Raw genomic sequence first — 16,841 nt, 5'->3', positions numbered from 1 at the left:
TGATGCGCACGCTCACCGTCCCCGCCGCACGCGGTCTGCTCCTCTCTCGCGATGAGCTGCGCGCGACCGGTCTGACGGATCGTGAGTTGAGTGCGCGCGTGGACTCCGGTGAGCTGCGCCGAGTGCGTCGAGGCCGCTACGTGCACGTACACGATTGGAACGACCTGTGGAGCGAGGGACGACACCTTCTCGAGGTCGTCGCCGTGGAGATGAACTCCGCACCGCCGGGCCCGTTGCTCATCGGGGTTTCCGCGGCTGTGCTGCATGGTCTCCCGTTGTACCGCACGGTGCCGCGACAGGTCCACGCGGCCATCGACGGACGACGTCACACGCGCAATCGCATGGGCATCCACTGGCACGACGTCACTGTGCCCGCCGAGGACATCACGGCCATCGACGGCATCCGTTGCACATCGCTCGACCGCACGGTTCTCGACATCACCGCGACGATGCACCGAGAGGCGGCGGTCGCCGCGGCCGATGCGGCCCTCCGTCGCGTCGCCGTCATCGACGGGCATCACCAGGATGCCGCGCTCGCCGGAACCTGGCGCGATGTGCTCTCCGGGCGCGCTCACGCCGTCTCCACTCGTGGCATCCGCCAGGCGAGGGAGGTGATCTCGTTCGCGGACGGCAGGGCGCAGCTCCCCGGCGAGAGCGTGAGCCGCCTGCAGCTGCACCGACTCGGTTTCCGGTCTGTGAGGCTGCAGGAGCACATCATCGGCCCGGACGGCGAGTCCTATTGGCTGGACTTCGCATTCGAGCGGTCACGATGCTTCGGAGAGTTCGACGGCAGGGGCAAGTACTCCGATCCGACCATGACCGGCGGCGCCGCGATCGAAGATATCGTGATGGCGGAGAAGCGACGGGAGGATGCCGTGCGCGGCGTCACCGGGTGGGGCTTCGGCCGCTGGGAGTCTTCGCACATCCGAACTCCTGACATCCTCAGCGCGCGACTTCGCGCCTTCGGCATCCGCCCTCCGTAGACCCTGCCACCGTGCCCACATCCTCGCGCGACCCTCTCCGCGCGGCACATCGAAACCCCCACTTGTTGCCGAGACCCCCACCTGTTGACGCGAATATGTGGGGGTTTCGGCAGTAAGTGGGGGTTTCGGGAGAGACGCGGGGTGAGAGACGCGGGGTGAGGTCACTCCTCCAGCAGGAACCTCGCGCCGCGCTCGGCGATCATCGCGGCCGGGGCGTTGGTGTTGCCGGTCGGCACGGTCGGCATCACCGAGGCGTCGATCACACGAAGCCCCTCGATGCCGCGCACGCGGAGCTGCGGATCGACGACCGCCCCGGGGTCGGTTCCCATCCGGCAGGTGCCGACCTGGTGGTGGTAGGTGATCGCGGTGCGGCGAACCCACTCCTCCACGTCGGAGTCGGCCACCTCGGGACCGGGGTACACCTCGCTCGCGCCCCATTCCTCCGCCAGCGCCGGTCGTGCGCCGATGCGGCGGCATTGGCGCACGGATGCGGCGAGCGCAGCGAGATCCCGGTCGTCGGCGAGCGCGGCCAGGTCGATCAGCGGCAGGTCCGCCACGCCGGGCCCCGACAGGGTCAGCGACCCCCGGCTGTGCGGCGTGACGAGACCGGCCATGAGCGTGAAACCGTCGTCCCCACGCGGTTCGAGCTCACCCCACATCGGCACCGAGAAGTGCAGCGGCTGCGTGTCGGGCTCGGTGAGTCCGGCACGACTGCGCCAGAACAGGTGCGTCTGCGTGGCCGACACCCCCGGTTGCGGCGGACCCACCGGGCGCTGCGTGGTGAAGATCACCGGTGAGAGCAGGTGGTCGTGCAGGTTCTTGCCGACCTGGGGCGAATCCTGCACCACAGCGATCCCCAGCGCCGTCAGCTCGTCCGCCGGGCCGATCCCCGAGCGCAGCAGGATCACCGGGGAGCCGAGAGCCCCCGCCGAGAGGATGACCTCGTCGGCCCGCAGCTCGTCGCCGTCCTCGAACCGGACTCCCCGCGCTCGTCCTTCCTCCACGATCACGGAGTGCACCTCGCGGCCCGTGACGATCGTGAGCCTGTCGGCCACCGGCTGCGCATAGGCCATCCAGGTGTTCACCCTGCGGCCGTCGCGCATCGTGACCTGCTCCTGCGAGACGCCGTCGAGGGTGCCGCCGTTGTAGTTCGCGTTGCGCAGCAGTCCCTCCTGCACTGCGGCATCGATGATCGACGCCTGGACCGGTGACAGCGGGTAATCGTCCGTGACCGGAAGCAGGTCGTTCTCGATCGCGTCGAAGACCGGCTCGACCTCGGACCAGCCCCAGCCTGTGGCGCCGTCGCGCTCCCAGCCGTCGTAGTCGGATGCCGCGCCCCGCACCCAGATCATGGCGTTCAGCGCGTGCGATCCGCCGGTGACCTTTCCGCGCGGCAGATGCAGGCGGCGCCCCGCAGAATGTTCCTGGGGAACGGTGAAGAAATCCCAGTCCTCCGCGGAGTGCCACAGCTCCCCCGCACGCGAGGGGTCGTGGATCGCCGGGTTCGTGTCATAGCCTCCCGCTTCGATCAGGGTGACGACCACACCGGCATCCACCAGACGCCGCGCGACGATCGCGCCCGAAGTGCCCGCTCCTACGACGATCGCAGAGCGCACGGCTCAGCCCTTCCGGCCGGGGCCGGACACGACCTGCGTGACAGCCACGGACTTGAGGCCCTCGACGCCGAACTCGAGACCGTAGCCCGAGCTCTTCACTCCACCGAACGGCACCATCGGATGCAGTCCGCCGTGCGAGTTGATCCAGACGGTTCCCGACTGCATGCGGGTCGCGGCCTCCCGTGCAGCGTCGGGGTCGCTCGACCAGACCGAGGCCCCGAGACCGACGTCGACGCCGTTCGCCCACTTGAACGCCTCGTCCACATCGGAGTACCGGATCACGGGCAGGGCAGGGCCGAACTGCTCCTCCTGCACGAGATCCGCGTCGTTGGAGATGTCGGCGACGATCGTCGGGCGGTAGAACAGCTCGCCCAGTTCGGGAGCGCTCTCGCCTCCGGTGACGACGCGGGCTCCCCGCGCCTTGGCGTCCTCGACCAGGCGGCTCACGATGTCGAACTGCGCCTTGTTCTGCAGCGGCCCGAGGACGTTGTCCTCGTCGAGTCCGTTGCCCATCGGAACGGATGCCGCGATCTCGCCGAGCGCGTTCACGACGTCGTCGTACACCGAGTCGTGCACGTAGAGCCGCTTCATCGCGGCGCACGTCTGGCCGGTGTTGATGAACGCGCCCCAGAACAGATCCTGTGCGATCGCGGCGGCATCCGTCCCCGGCAGCACGATACCCGCGTCGTTGCCGCCCAGTTCCAGGGTGAGGCGGGCGAGGTTGCCCGCCGAGCTCTCGATGATGCGGCGACCGGTCGCCGTCGAGCCGGTGAACATGATCTTGTCGACGTCGGGGTGCGAGGCCAGGCGGGCTCCGACTTCACGGTCGCCCGAGATGCCGATGAGGACATCGGGCGGCAGCACCTCGTTCATGACCGAGAGCATCGCGAGCACGCTGAGCGGCGTGTACTCGCTCGGCTTGGCGACGACCGTGTTGCCCATGCGCAGCGATGGGCCGATCTGCCAGATCGTGATCATGAGGGGCCAGTTCCACGGTCCGATCGCACCCACGACGCCGGCCGCCTTGTAGACGAGCTCGGCGTGCAGGTTCTCGTCGTCGACGAGCACCTGCGACTCGAGCGCGATCGCCGCACTCGTGCGCAGCCAGGCCGAGCAGGCGCCGAGTTCGAAACGGGCGTTCGGACCGTTCAGCGGCTTGCCCTGCTCGCGCGAGAGGATGTACGCAAGAGCCTCGGCGTTCGCGTCGATCGCGTCAGCAGCCGCGAGCAGCAGCTCGATGCGCTTCTCGTGACCCGAGCCCTCCCATGCAGGCTGAGCCGCCTTGGCACGGGCGATCGCCTCGTCGAGCTCGGCGACCGAATCGACGGGCGCACGGCCGATGATCTCGCGAGTCGCGGCATCCGGGATCTCCCGCCCCGAACCCTCGGGCGCCTGGATGCGGTCGAGCAGCACGGCGGCTGCGGATGCGGCGGAATCGGACATCAGGACTCTCCTTCGAGCGGGGCGCAGGCCGGGTCGTCGACCTCATCTCATTGTCGGATGCCCCCTTCATCCGCACTTGTCGAGGAGCGCGCCGCAGATGTCCGAGTGCGAAGGATCTGCGCCGGCAGGAGGCGAGCCTCGTCTTCCGGGTACCGGTCGATCCGCTGCCGTCAGCGGCTGAGAACAGCGGATGCCGCGGCCCGCGCCTCGTCGGCGGTCGCCGCGACGAGCACCGCCTCGGCGGCCTCACGGCACTGCTCCGAGGTGTTCTGCGCCAAGGCAGCTGCGACCCGCCCGAGCGCCCGTGGCGTCATAGACAGACTCGTGACGCCGAGCCCCACGAGAACGGGAGCCAGCGCCGGATCGCCGCCCGCTTCGCCGCACACGCCGACCGATCGGCCGGCCTGTCGGCCCGCCTTGCCCACCGCACCGATCAAGCGCAGCACGGCCGGTTGCCACGGGTCGTTGAGGTCGCCCAGCTCGCTCAGCAGCCGGTCGGCCGCGAGCGTGTACTGAGCGAGGTCGTTGGTTCCCAGGCTCACGAAGTCGACGATCTCGAACAGCTCCGCGGCGAGCAGCGCCGCGGCCGGCGTCTCGATCATGATCCCGACGCGCGGCAGCCCTGCCGCGCGGGCCCTGCTCGCGAAGTCGCGGGCCTCGTCGACGGTCGCGACCATCGGCGCCATCACGTCGACCAGAGCAGCCTCCTGCTCCGCGGCGAGCGCGAGCGCCCGCAACTGATCGTCGAGCAGCGCCGGCGATCTCCGTGCGATGCGCAGCCCGCGCACGCCGAGGGCCGGGTTGTCCTCGTGCTCGGAGTTCGCGAAGGGCAGCGGCTTGTCGCTACCGGCGTCGAGTGTGCGCACGACGACGCGACGGTCGGGGAATGCCGCGAGAACTCCGCGGTAGGCGGCGACCTGCTCGTCGACGGTCGGAGCCTCGGCTCGGTCAAGGAAGCAGAATTCGGTGCGGAACAGGCCTACGCCCTCGGCACCGGCGACTGCAGCGGCGACCGCATCCGCGGCACCGCCGACGTTCGCGAACAGGGGCAGCTCGGTGCCGTCGGCCAGGCTCCCTGTGCCGTCGAACGGCACCACGATGCCTGCAGCCTTCGCCGCATGGATCTTCGACGGGGAAGGGTCGACCTCGACCGTCCCGCGGTCTCCGTCGACCAGCACGGTCGCGCCGACCGCGATGCCGGTCGCGCCGATCACTCCGACCACGGCGGGGAGCCCGAGGGACCGCGCGATGATCGCCGTGTGCGAGGTGGGTCCGCCCTGCTCGGTGACGAGAGCCACGCAGCGTCCGCCTTCGAGGGCGGCGGTGTCTGCCGGGGCGAGATCGGACGCGACGAGCACGAAGGGCTCGTCGCGATCGGGCACGCCAGGCATCTCGACCTCGAGGATCTCGGCGATGATCCTGTCGCGCACGTCGCGGATGTCGGCCGCGCGCTCGGCCATGCGTCCCCCGAGCGCCGCCAGATTCTTCTCGTGCACGGCGGCGGTCTCCCACACCGCGCGTGCCGCGCTGCGCCCGTTCGTGCGCACGAGAGCCGATGCCTCGGAGACGAGCTCCGGGTCGGAGGCCAGCAGGCGGGAGGCGTCGAGGATGTCGCGGGCTTCCCCCGACGCACCGGCGGTGCGCGAGCGCAGTTCGTCGGCCACCGCCACAGCCGCCCATTCGATGGCTGAGACCTCGGACTCGCGGTCGGCCGGCGCGATCACGATGTCGGAGGGCGGCTCCGGCAGCGGCAGGGCCAGATGCACGACGGATGCCGCGGCTGCGCCCGCGCTCACACCGCGGCCGCGCAGCACGGCGCCGGCCGCGACGGGCACGCGCTCATCGGCGGGCTCCGCCTGACGCCTCGGCGCCACCGGAGCGGTGCCCTCGCCGAATCCGTCGTGGAACAGCGCCGCCAGGCGTGTCACCACCTGCTCGGCATCGTCGCCGGATGCGGAGAGTTCGATGTCGTCGCCCTGCCGCGCGCCCAGGACCAGCAAGCGGGAAAGGCTCGCGGCCGAGGCCTCCGGCCCGTCCGGCAGCTTGCGCAAGCGGACGTCCGCACCGGCGGATGCCTCCGCGATCAGGGCTGCGGGCCGAGCGTGGATGCCGAGCGGATTGCGCACCGTCACTGTGCGGAACGTGCGCTCCGCCCCTTGCGGGTCGTTGAGCGAGCGCAGCGAGACGGAACGCGGTGAAGACGAGTCCGACGTCGTGTCACCGCGTTTCGTCTCGTCGCTGCGCTCCTCGCTCAACGACCGGGTGGGTGCGCCCGGCTCCGGCTCTCCGAGCTGCCCGGTCTTCGCGGCGAGCGCGGCCGTGGCCTCCTCGGCGACGGCGTCGAGAGTTCCCCCTGCCGCCGCAGACACGACCGCGGCGAGAAGCCCTTCGACGAACGGCGCCGGCACGAGCCGCACCGGGACGTCGCTCATCCGGAACTCGAGCGCCATCTCGGCGCTCATCACGGCGGAACCCAGATCCATCAGCACGAGCACGCCGTCGCAGTCCGCCGCCAGTTCGTCGATCGCCGCGGCGACCGCTGCCGCATCCGTGCCCAGAATCGGCGCACCGTCGGCATCCGTTCCCGCCCCCGCCGCCACGCGCACCTGCACTCCTCCGCCCGGCACCATCTGCAGGGCGAGTTCGAGCGCCGCCTCCCCGAGCCGAGCGCTGTGAGAGACGGCGACGATGCCGATCATCAGGATGCGCCCGCGATCGCGTCGGCCAACGTCTCGAACAGGATCGCCGTCGACGCCGCGCCGGGGTCGAGGTGACCCGCGCTGCGCTCACCCAGATAGCTCGCCCGCCCCTTGCGCGCGACGAGCGGCAGGGTCGCGTCTCGGCCGGCTGCGGCTGCGTCGGCCGCAGCCCGAGCACCCTCGGCCACCGAGGCGCCCGAGGCCAACGTCTCGTCGAGCGCGTCGACCGCGGGTGCCATCGCATCGAACATGGTCTTGTCCCTCGCTTCGGGCTTGCCCCGGGCGACGATCCCCTCGAGCCCCGCCCGTAGCGCCGCGGCGAGCGCAGGTCCGTCAAGGGAGGCCACGGCGCCCGCGCTCATGCCCATGCGCAGGAAGAAGGTGCCGTACAGCGGTCCGCTCGCGCCACCGACCGAGCTGACCAACGTCATTCCCACGGTCTTCAGCAGATCGTCGATGCCCGTTGGCGCCCCCGCGCCGAGCTTCTCGCTCACCGCTGTCATGCCGCGCGCCATGTTCGCTCCGTGGTCAGCGTCGCCGATGGCCGAATCGAGTTCGGTGAGCCACTCGCGCTTCTCTGCGATCGCAGCGCCGAATCGCGAGATCCAGTCCTGCAGAGTGGTCGTCTCCACCGCTCCCATCAGGCGCCCCACCGCAGGCCCGGGGTGACGACCGGTGCGTCCCACAGGCGCAGGATCTCGTCGTCCGCCTTCAGAACCGTGACCGAGCATCCGGCCATGTCGAGAGAGGTGATGTAGTTGCCGACCAGGTTGCGCACGATCTGCACGCCCGCCGCTTCCAGCAAGGCGGCGACCTCGGCGTACATCAGGTACAACTCGATCTGCGGGGTCGCGCCCATGCCGTTCACCATCACGATCGCGGGGCCTGCGAAATCGAGGTCGGCGAGGATCGGCTCGACGAGTTGACGAGCGATCTCGGACGCCGGGGCGAGCGGTTCGCGATGGCGACCGGGTTCGCCGTGGATGCCGATGCCGATCTCCATCTGGTCCTCAGGGAGGTCGAAGGTGGGCTTCCCCGCCGCCGGGACCGTGCAGCTCGTCAAGGCCATGCCCATCGATCTGCCCTGCCCATTCACTCGCTGAGCGAGGGCGGTGACTGAGGCGAGATCCTGCCCCTCCTCCGCAGCGGCGCCGACGATCTTCTCGAGCAGCACCGTGAGGCCCACGCCGCGACGGCCGGCAGTGTAGAGCGAGTCCTGCACGGCGACATCGTCGTCCACGACGACCGTGCCCACCTCGATGCCCTCCATCTCGGCGAGTTCGGCCGCCATCTCGAAGTTCAGCACGTCTCCCGTGTAGTTCTTCACGATGTGCAGCACGCCGGCTCCGCGGTCCACGGCCTTCGTCGCAGCCTGCACGCGATCAGGCGTCGGCGAGGTGAACACCTCGCCGGCGACGGCCGCGTCGAGCATCCCGAGGCCGACGTATCCGCCGTGCAGCGGCTCGTGTCCCGATCCTCCGCCCGAGACGACGGCGACCTTCCCCTGGGCTTTCGGTTCGGCTCGAGTGATGACGCTGGTCTCCAGGTCGACCGACAGCTCGGGGTGCGCCGCAGCGACTCCTCTGAGCGATTCGATGAGCACGTCTGCCGGGTTGTTGATGAGTTTTTTCATCGTTCGATCTCCCTTGATCTCGGCCACGTCGAATTCGGTGAGAATTCGAAAGCTTTTCGTCAATGTCGAATATGCTCGGACTCGATCGGGTTGTCAACCCCCGATCCAGGAGCCCGGCTCGACGACGATCCGGACAGGAGGGACGCGCATGATCCAGGCCATCGACCGTGCCGCGAAGGTGCTCGAACTGCTGCAAGGAGCCCGTCATCTGGGCATCACAGATCTGGCTCTGGCGCTGGATCTTCCGCCGTCGACGGTGCACGGCATCGTGAAGTCCCTGCGCGAGCACGGACTCGTCGCGAAGGAGCGCGGAGGGCAGCGGTACATGCTCGGCCCTACCCTGCTGCGACTGAGCAACGTGTACCTCGACACGCTCGACGTGCGGGCGCGGGCGATGCGCTGGACGCAGGATCTCGCCAGGCGCACCGGTCTGTCGGTGCGCCTGGGTGCGCCGCACTTCGCCGACGTGCTCGTGATCCATCACAGTCTCCGCCCCGACGACAGCCAGCAGATGCTCGAGACCGGGGTCGCCATCCCCGCGCACGCCTCGGCGATGGGAAAGGTGCTGCTCGCCTACGACGTCGGTTTCCAGCAGACCGTCTTCGAACGCCCTCTGCGCAGCCTCACCGGCGACACGATCACCGACGTCGCCCGCCTCACGCTCGAGTTCCCCGCCATCACCGAGCGCGGCAGCGCGAGCGAGACCGACGAGGCCGTCCTGGGCGAATCGTCGGTCGCCGCCCCCGTCGCGGACGCTCGCGGCGACATCGTGGCCGCTCTTGCTGTCGTGCTGCCGACGTCTCAGGCGCCGGCATCCGACGACGTCCTCGGTGCGCTGCGCGAGACCGCGCGCAACATCTCGCGCGAGCTGGGCGCGGCCGTCTGGCCGCCCCGGGTCGCACCTGCGGAGGACTGAACCCGCAGCAGCAGCATCCGCAGCCCTCCCCCACCGAGGTGGCACCCCGCGCCGGAATCACGCGCCCCATCTGACAGCAAGCGCCGCCCGACGCCCATGGCGATCGCTGGACCCTCCCGGAGAGCCGCGATCAGCGCGATTGCAGCCCGTCGAGGGTCACGCGCAGGATGTCCTCGCCGAGTTCGTCCGGGTCGACCGGTCCACCAGGGCGGTACCACTCGACGACCGAGTTGATCATGCCGAAGATCAGCCTCGTCGCGACGGCCGCATCGACGTCGTCGCGGATCAGCCCCTCGCTCTGCGCCTCGGCGAGGATCGCGGTGACCCGCTGGTCGAAGTCGCGGCGACGCCGCAGCGCGGTGGTCTCGACCTCGCTGTTGCCGCGTACGCGCAGCAGCAGCGTGACCGAGGGCAGCTTCGCGATGAGAACGTGCACGGCCCCGCGCACGATCGCGCGCAGCCGATCGGAGGCGAGCGGATGCCGCGCCTCGGCGTCGTCGACCACCTGCTCGAGACCGTCGAGAGCGTCGTTCAGAGCGAGTTCGAGGATCGCGGACTTGGAGTCGAAGTGATGGTACAGGGCCGACTTGGTGAGCCCGAGCGCCGCAGTGAGATCCGCCACGCTGGTCGCGTCGTAGCCGTGCTCGTTGAAGACCTTGACCGCGACCGCGAGCACCTGCTCACGGTCGTATCCGGGGCGTCCCCGCTTGGGCGTCGGCGCCCCGAGTTCGGTCTGTGACATGTCGTCCAGTCTGGCACCGCCGAGGAGTTGCCATTCCCGAGACGATCTGAGATCGTATTCCTGAACGATCGGTCTGGAAATACGCCAGCGTCGACGATCGAGAGGATGACGATGTCCGAGGCCTATCTCGTCGGCGGTGTGCGCACGCCGATCGGCCGGTACGGCGGAGCACTCGCGGGCGTCCGCCCCGACGATCTCGCGGCGCTCGTCGTCGGAGAAGCCATGGCACGGGCGGGGCTGCCGGTCGACGCGCTCGACGAGGTCATCCTCGGAGCGGCGAATCAGGCCGGCGAGGACAACCGCAACGTCGCCCGCATGGCCGTGCTTCTGGCGGGTCTGCCCGACACGGTCCCCGGGATGACGGTCAACCGACTGTGCGCGTCGGGCATGTCCGCGATCACGATCGCGGCTCAGGCGATCCGCGCGGGCGACGCCGACGCGATCATCGCGGGAGGCGTCGAGTCGATGACGAGGGCGCCCTGGGTTCAGGCCAAGCCCGCGCGCGCCTGGGCGAAACCCGGAGACGCCTTCGACACCTCCATCGGCTGGAGGTTCACGAATCCCCGACTGGCGGCGCGCGAGAAGGCCACGTTCTCGATGCCGGAGACCGCAGAAGAGGTGGCGCGCGTCGACGGGATCAGCAGAGCGGATGCCGACGCCTTCGCGCTGGCGAGCCACCGGCGCGCTGTCACGGCGATCGACGCCGGGCGATTCGCCGCCGAGATCGTCGCCGTCGAGACCCCACGCGGCTCCGTCGGGACCGACGAAGGGCCGCGCCGCGACACGTCTCTCGAGGCTCTGGAGGGGCTGCGGCCAGTGGTCGGCGGCGGCGCCGTGGTCACGGCGGGCAACTCGAGCTCGCTGAACGACGGGGCGTCGGCGATCGCGGTCGCGAGCGTGGACGCCGTGGAGCGACACGGGCTGCGCCCGCGCGCGCGGATCGTCGCATCGGCGACGGCCGCACTCGCGCCGGAGATCATGGGACTGGGCCCCGTACCCGCCACGGAGAAGGCCCTGCAGAAAGCCGGACTCACGGTCGCCGATCTCGGCGCGGTGGAGCTGAACGAAGCCTTCGCATCGCAGTCCCTCGCATGCATCCGCCGACTCGGCCTCGATCCCGCGATCGTGAACGCCGACGGCGGGGCGATCGCACTCGGCCACCCGCTGGGGTCGAGCGGGTCGCGACTGGTCGTCACCCTGCTCGGGCGGATGGAACGAGAGGGCGTCCGGTACGGTCTCGCCACGATGTGCGTGGGCGTGGGCCAGGGCACCGCGATGATCGTGGAGCGCGTGTGATGACCCTGCGCATCGAGGAGCATACCGACCGCGTCGTCGCGACGCTCGACCGCCCGGAGAAGCGCAACGCGATCGATCAGGACACCATCGACGCGCTGCACGCCCTGTGCTCCTCTCTCGAATCCCACCCTCGCACCCTGGTCGTCACGGGATCGGGCGGCGTGTTCGCCGCGGGAGCCGACATCGCGCAGCTGCGAGACCGTACGGCGGAGGATGCGCGGCGGGGCATCAACGCCACGGCGTTCATCCGGGTCAGCGAGCTCCCGATGCCGGTCATCGCCGCGATCGACGGCTACGCTCTCGGCGGCGGCGCCGAGCTCGCCTACGCCGCCGACATCCGCATCGCCACACCGGCTCTGCAGATCGGCAACCCCGAGACGGGCCTCGGCATCATGGCCGCCGGCGGGGCTGCCTGGCGGCTGCCCGAGATCGTCGGAGCGGCACGAGCGAGCGAGATGCTCCTGACCGGGCGGATGCTGGATGCCGAAGAGGCCCTGCAATTGGGACTCGTGTCGGCCGTGCATCCGGCGGTGGATCTGATGAGCGCCGCTCATGCGATCGCGGACCGGATCGCCGCGAACGACCCGCTCGCCACGCAGCACACCAAGCGCGCCCTGCGCACTCCTCGCGCGCAGCATCCGGCCATCGAGTTCGAGCTGCAGGCCGAGCTGTTCGAGTCGCCGGAGAAACATCGCCGGATGACCGCCTTCCTCGAACGAAAGGCGAATCGATGACCGGGCGAAGTGAGAGCGAGCCGACCTCGACGCAGGAGACGAGCGTTTCGTCTCGTCGCTCCGCTTCTCGCTCAACGACCGGAACTGAGGAAATCCACGGTTCGTTGAGCGAGACGAAACGCCGCGAGCCGATGGCTCCCGCGCAGGTCGGGGTGCTCGGCGGCGGGCGCATGGGCGCGGGCATCGCGCATGCCTTCCTGCTGGCCGGATCCCGCGTGAGCGTCGTCGAACGCGATGACGAGAGCGCAGCTGCCGCGGCCCACCGCGTCGGCGACAGCATCCGCCGGTCCGTCGAGCGCGACGGAGGTCTCGACGAGACCGAGATCCGCTCCCGCCTCGACACGGGCACCGACGCCACCGCTTTCGGTGAGTGCGATCTCGTGATCGAGGCGGTGCCCGAGGAACGCACGCTCAAGGAGACCGCTCTCTCTCGCGCCGAAGCCGCCATGCCCGCGTACGCGATTCTGGCGAGCAACACCTCCTCGATCTCGATCGACGACCTCGCCTCGCGGCGCCTGCGCCCCGAGCGATTCCTCGGGCTGCACTTCTTCAACCCGGTGCCCGCGTCGGCACTGGTCGAGGTCGTCCAGGGCTCGGCGACATCGCCAGACGTGATCGACAGCGCCCGCGTCTGGGTCAGCGCCCTCGGCAAGACGCCGATCGTCGTCCGCGACTCTCCCGGCTTCGCCTCATCGCGCCTCGGCGTCATGCTCGGCCTCGAGGCGATCAGGATGCTGGAGGACGGCGTCGCCTCCGCCGCGGACATCGATGCTGCGATGACGCTCGGCTACAGGCATCCGACCGGTCCGCTGCGCACGACCGACATCGTCGGTCTCGACGTGCGGCTCGGGATCGCCGAGGAGCTCGAGCGCGCCTTCGGCGAGCGCTTCGCCCCGCCTGAGCTGCTGCGCCGGATGGTCGCCGAGGGCAAGCTGGGCCGCAAGAGCGGTCAGGGATTCTACGAATGGAACGAGGAGAGATGACCGACTACCTGCCGAGCTACGTCCGGGGCGAGTGGTGGACGCCGTCGTCCCCCGACCGCGCAACCGACGTGCGGGATTCCTCGACAGGCGAGGTGATCACCCGTGTCTCCACCGAGGGGCTCGATCTCGCCGGCGCCCTCGACTACGCGAGGACCACCGGGCACGCAGCGCTCGCCGCTCTGACGTTTCACCAGCGCGCGGTACTACTCAAGCAGTTCGCGCTCGCGCTGACCGAGCGCAAGGACGAGTTGTACGCGCTCTCCGCGCGCACCGGCGCCACGAAGACCGACTCCTGGGTCGACATCGACGGCGGCATCGGCGTGCTGTTCTCATACTCGGGCAAGGGGCGGCGCGAGCTGCCGAACGGCACGGTGCACATCGACGGTCCTGTCGAGCCGCTGTCGAAGGACGGATCCTTCCTCGGCCGCCACATCTACACGACCCTCCCCGGCGTCGCGGTGCAGATCAACGCCTTCAACTTCCCCGTGTGGGGGTCTCTCGAGAAGTTCGCTCCCGCGTTCCTCGCCGGCATGCCCACGTTGGTGAAGCCCGCCACACCCACGGGCTACCTCGCCGAGGCGATGGTGCGCATCCTGATCGAGTCGGGGCTGCTTCCCGATGGTTCGCTGCAGCTCGTGAGCGGCAGCGTGCCCGGGCTCTTCGAGAACCTGCGCCTCGGAGACCTGGTGGGCTTCACGGGCAGCGCCTCGACCGCCGAGTCGCTGAAGGTCCATCCCGCGGTGCAGACGGGCGGCGTCCGGTTCACCGCCGAGACCGACTCGATCAACGCCTCGGTGCTGGGCACGGACGCGGCCGAAGGCACACCGGAGTTCGATGCCTACGTGCGTCAGCTCGTCACGGAGATGACCACCAAGGCCGGGCAGAAGTGCACGGCGATCCGACGTGCGATCGTGCCCACGGCGTCGGCGGATGCCGTGATCGCCGCCGTACGGGCTCGGATCGCCGAGAAGACCGTGCTGGGCGATCCACGGGCCGAGGGCGTGACGATGGGTCCGCTCGCGTCTCTGGCCCAGCGCGACGAGGTGCTCCGTCGGATCAGGGAGCTGCAGGAGGCCGGAGGCGAGATCGTCGTGGGCTCGACGGACACCCCCGAGGTGCGCCTCGCGGATGGCAGTACCGGACCTGCATCCAACGGCGCCTTCGTGTCTCCCGTGCTGCTGCGGTTCGCCGACCCGCAGACGGATGCCGTGCACTCCGTCGAGGCCTTCGGCCCCGTGTCCTCCCTGCTCACCTACGACACCACGGCCGAGGCGGCGACACTGGTCGCGCGCGGCGGCGGATCTCTCGTCACGAGCATCGCGACGCACGACCCGGCACAGGCGGTCGAACTCGCCGGGCGCATCGCGCCGTTCAACGGACGGATGCTGCTGCTCGACCGCGATGACGCCCGCTCCTCGACCGGCCACGGCTCGCCGTTGCCGAACCTGGTGCACGGCGGACCCGGCCGCGCCGGCGGCGGCGAGGAACTCGGCGGCATCCGCGCGGTGCACCATCACATGCAGCGCACCGCGGTGCAGGGCTCCCCCGAGATGCTGACGGCTCTGACAGGTGTCTGGCACGCGGGCGCCGCAGCGCACAGCGGCGGACGGCATCCATTCCGCAAGTCGTTGGCCGAGCTGCGCATCGGCGACCAGATCGCGTCCGCCTCGCGCGAGGTGACCCTCGACGACATCGAGACCTTCGCGCACTTCACCGGCGATACCTTCTACGCGCACATGGACGAAGAGGCCGCAGCGGCGAACCCGTTCTTCCCCGGGCGGGTGGCGCACGGCTATCTGCTCGTCTCGTGGGCGGCGGGCCTGTTCGTCGACCCGGAACCCGGACCGGTGCTCGCGAACTACGGGCTCGAGAACCTGCGCTTCGTCACTCCGGTCTCCCCCGGTGACGAGATCCGCGTCGACCTCACGGCCAAGCAGATCACGCCCCGTGAGACCGACGAGTACGGCGAGGTGCGCTGGGATGCCGTCATCCGCAACCAGAAGGACGAGATCGTCGCGACGTACGACGTGCTGACCCTGGTGAGCAAGTCGTGAGGCCGATGATGCAGCGCGACAACGCCTCGGCCATGCTCGGCATGGCCGTCGAACTCGACGAGCCGGGGCGCGCGGTCGTCTCGATGACCGTGCGCGACGACATGCTGAACGGGTTCGCGATCACGCACGGCGGACTCGTGTTCGCCCTCGCCGACACCGCCTTCGCGATCGCGTGCAATGAGGACGAGCGGGTCACGGTCGCAGGCGGCGCCGACATCACCTTCCTGAAGTCGACGCGCGCAGGCCAGACGCTGACGGCCACCGCCGTTCGCCGCGTCGTGAGCGGGCGCACCGGCCTCTACGACGTCACGGTGTCCGATGAGACCGGCGACCCCATCGCAGAGTTCCGCGGCCGCTCGATCATCACGAATCGTCCGCAGTCCGAGTGAACCCGCGACGAAGGAGTCGACGATGATCAGTGAGCGCCCCGATATCGGAACCGAGCTCGAGCTGCACTCCCGTGAGACGCTCGTCGAGCTTCAGCTGCAGCGCCTGCAGTGGACCGTGCACCATGCCTACGAGAATGTGCCGCTTTACCGCCGCAAGTTCGACGAGCACGGCGTGCATCCCGACGACATCCGCACCCTCGACGACGTGAGCCGGCTGCCGTTCACGACCAAGGCCGACCTGCGCGAGACCTACCCCTTCGGCATGTTCGCGGTGCCGATGGCGGATGTGCGCCGCATCCACGCCTCGTCCGGCACGACCGGACGGCCGACCGTCGTGGGATACACCGCAGGCGACCTCGACCACTGGGGCGACCTGGTCGCCCGCTCACTGCATGCGGCCGGCATCCGCGCAGGGATGAAGGTGCACAACGCCTACGGCTACGGCCTCTTCACCGGCGGGCTCGGCGCGCATGCCGGCATCGAGCGGCTCGGCGCCACCGTCATCCCCGTCTCGGGTGGACAGACGGCCCGCCAGGCGCAGCTGATCAACGACTTCCAGCCCGACGCGATCCTGTGCACCCCCAGCTATCTACTCACGATCGCAGACGCCCTGGAAGAGGCGGGCCTGGATCCGGCCGCTACATCGCTGAAGATCGCCGTCCTCGGCGCCGAGCCCTGGACGAACGAGATGCGCCGGGAGATCGAGCGGCGCCTGAACCTCGACGCCGTGGACATCTACGGCCTCAGTGAAGTCATGGGTCCGGGCGTCGCGAGCGAGAGCGTGCTGACGAAAGACGGCCCGCATATCTGGGAGGACCACTTCCTGCCGGAGACCATCGACGGCGACACCGGTGAGGCGGTATCGGACGGCGAACTGGGCGAGCTCGTGTTCACCTCGCTGACGAAGGAGGCTTTCCCCGTCATCCGCTATCGAACCCGCGACCTCACCCGGCTCCTTCCCGGCACGACGTATCCCGCCGTGCGCCGGATCGAGAAGATCACCGGACGCAACGACGACATGATCATCCTGCGCGGGGTGAACCTGTTCCCCACCCAGATCGAAGAGCTCGTGATGGGCATCGAGACGCTCACGCCGCATTTCGTGCTCGAGCTGCGCCACGTCGCCCGGCTCGACACTCTCACGGTGCGCATCGAGCGCCACCCGCAGCTGAGCGCCGGGGAGTGCGATGCTGCGGCGGCCGTGCTCCAGCACCGCATCAAGATGCACATCGGCACCAGCGTCGGCGTGCAGGTCGAGGAACCGGGAACGCTGCCGCGCAGCGAGGGCAAATACAAGCGGGTCTACGACCTGCGCTGAGGGAATGCCGGTCGCGCGGTGACCGTCGCCTCGTG

Annotated in this window: 14 protein-coding genes; 8 read left to right on the top strand and 6 right to left on the bottom strand. The window is 69.7% G+C overall.

What is annotated here, in order from left to right:
* Window positions 1–2 precede the first annotated feature (2 nt).
* Window positions 3–983: a type IV toxin-antitoxin system AbiEi family antitoxin domain-containing protein gene (locus QFZ53_RS08630; protein ID WP_307295475.1), complete on the top strand. Its 981-nt coding sequence runs from the start codon at window positions 3–5 to the stop codon at window positions 981–983.
* Window positions 984–1,144: 161 nt separating this feature from the next.
* Here the strand turns inward: QFZ53_RS08630 and QFZ53_RS08625 are convergent, their stop codons facing one another.
* From QFZ53_RS08625 to dhaK, 5 genes are all read right to left on the bottom strand, one after another.
* Window positions 1,145–2,599, bottom strand: coding sequence for a GMC family oxidoreductase (locus tag QFZ53_RS08625; protein WP_307295473.1), 1,455 nt, complete (start codon window positions 2,597–2,599; stop codon window positions 1,145–1,147).
* A 3-nt stretch (window positions 2,600–2,602) separates the two neighbouring features.
* The gene (locus tag QFZ53_RS08620; protein ID WP_307295471.1) at window positions 2,603–4,042 is read right to left on the bottom strand and encodes an aldehyde dehydrogenase family protein; all 1,440 of its coding nucleotides are present in this window, start codon (window positions 4,040–4,042) and stop codon (window positions 2,603–2,605) included.
* A gap of 170 nt (window positions 4,043–4,212) precedes the next feature.
* Window positions 4,213–6,741 carry a phosphoenolpyruvate--protein phosphotransferase gene (gene ptsP, locus QFZ53_RS08615; RefSeq protein WP_307295469.1) on the bottom strand — a complete coding sequence of 843 codons (2,529 nt, stop codon included), beginning with the start codon at window positions 6,739–6,741 and terminating at the stop codon, window positions 4,213–4,215.
* Window positions 6,741–7,382, bottom strand: a complete 642-nt coding sequence (gene dhaL, locus QFZ53_RS08610; RefSeq protein WP_373426322.1) for a dihydroxyacetone kinase subunit DhaL — start codon at window positions 7,380–7,382, stop codon at window positions 6,741–6,743. The genes ptsP and dhaL overlap by 1 nt, the downstream gene beginning before the upstream one ends.
* Window positions 7,382–8,374, bottom strand: a complete 993-nt coding sequence (dhaK, locus tag QFZ53_RS08605; protein ID WP_307295465.1) for a dihydroxyacetone kinase subunit DhaK — start codon at window positions 8,372–8,374, stop codon at window positions 7,382–7,384. The genes dhaL and dhaK overlap by 1 nt, the downstream gene beginning before the upstream one ends.
* Window positions 8,375–8,522: 148 nt before the next feature.
* On the opposite strand from dhaK, the gene QFZ53_RS08600 reads away from it, so the two are divergent.
* Window positions 8,523–9,290, top strand: coding sequence for an IclR family transcriptional regulator (locus tag QFZ53_RS08600; RefSeq protein WP_292906501.1), 768 nt, complete (start codon window positions 8,523–8,525; stop codon window positions 9,288–9,290).
* Window positions 9,291–9,420: 130 nt separating this feature from the next.
* On the opposite strand, the gene QFZ53_RS08595 is transcribed toward QFZ53_RS08600, so the two are convergent.
* The gene (locus tag QFZ53_RS08595) at window positions 9,421–10,032 is read right to left on the bottom strand and encodes a TetR/AcrR family transcriptional regulator (RefSeq protein WP_292906499.1); all 612 of its coding nucleotides are present in this window, start codon (window positions 10,030–10,032) and stop codon (window positions 9,421–9,423) included.
* A gap of 111 nt (window positions 10,033–10,143) precedes the next feature.
* Between QFZ53_RS08595 and QFZ53_RS08590 the strand changes: the two genes are divergently transcribed.
* The 6 genes from QFZ53_RS08590 (at window position 10,144) to paaK (ending at window position 16,806) form a co-directional block, all read left to right on the top strand.
* Window positions 10,144–11,328: a thiolase family protein gene (locus tag QFZ53_RS08590; RefSeq protein WP_307299375.1), complete on the top strand. Its 1,185-nt coding sequence runs from the start codon at window positions 10,144–10,146 to the stop codon at window positions 11,326–11,328.
* Complete coding sequence (locus tag QFZ53_RS08585) at window positions 11,328–12,062, top strand: enoyl-CoA hydratase/isomerase family protein (RefSeq protein WP_307295464.1); 735 nt, start codon at window positions 11,328–11,330, stop codon at window positions 12,060–12,062. Before QFZ53_RS08590 ends, QFZ53_RS08585 begins: the two co-directional genes overlap by 1 nt.
* A gap of 131 nt (window positions 12,063–12,193) precedes the next feature.
* Complete coding sequence (locus tag QFZ53_RS08580) at window positions 12,194–13,045, top strand: 3-hydroxyacyl-CoA dehydrogenase family protein (RefSeq protein WP_307299374.1); 852 nt, start codon at window positions 12,194–12,196, stop codon at window positions 13,043–13,045.
* Window positions 13,042–15,099 (top strand): phenylacetic acid degradation bifunctional protein PaaZ, encoded by a 2,058-nt coding sequence (gene paaZ, locus QFZ53_RS08575; protein WP_307295462.1) that lies wholly within the window; start codon window positions 13,042–13,044, stop codon window positions 15,097–15,099. The genes QFZ53_RS08580 and paaZ overlap by 4 nt, the downstream gene beginning before the upstream one ends.
* Window positions 15,100–15,104: 5 nt before the next feature.
* A complete protein-coding gene (paaI, locus tag QFZ53_RS08570; protein WP_307295460.1) occupies window positions 15,105–15,488 on the top strand; it encodes a hydroxyphenylacetyl-CoA thioesterase PaaI in 384 nt (127 codons plus the stop codon).
* Window positions 15,489–15,510: 22 nt separating this feature from the next.
* Window positions 15,511–16,806: a phenylacetate--CoA ligase PaaK gene (gene paaK / locus QFZ53_RS08565; protein WP_307295458.1), complete on the top strand. Its 1,296-nt coding sequence runs from the start codon at window positions 15,511–15,513 to the stop codon at window positions 16,804–16,806.
* Window positions 16,807–16,841 lie beyond the last annotated feature (35 nt).

The sequence above is a fragment of the Microbacterium natoriense genome, from assembly GCF_030816295.1.
Lineage (GTDB): Bacteria > Actinomycetota > Actinomycetes > Actinomycetales > Microbacteriaceae > Microbacterium > Microbacterium natoriense_A.
The sequence above is the reverse complement of the archived record's forward strand: the minus strand, read 5'-3'. Positions and strand labels throughout refer to the sequence as shown.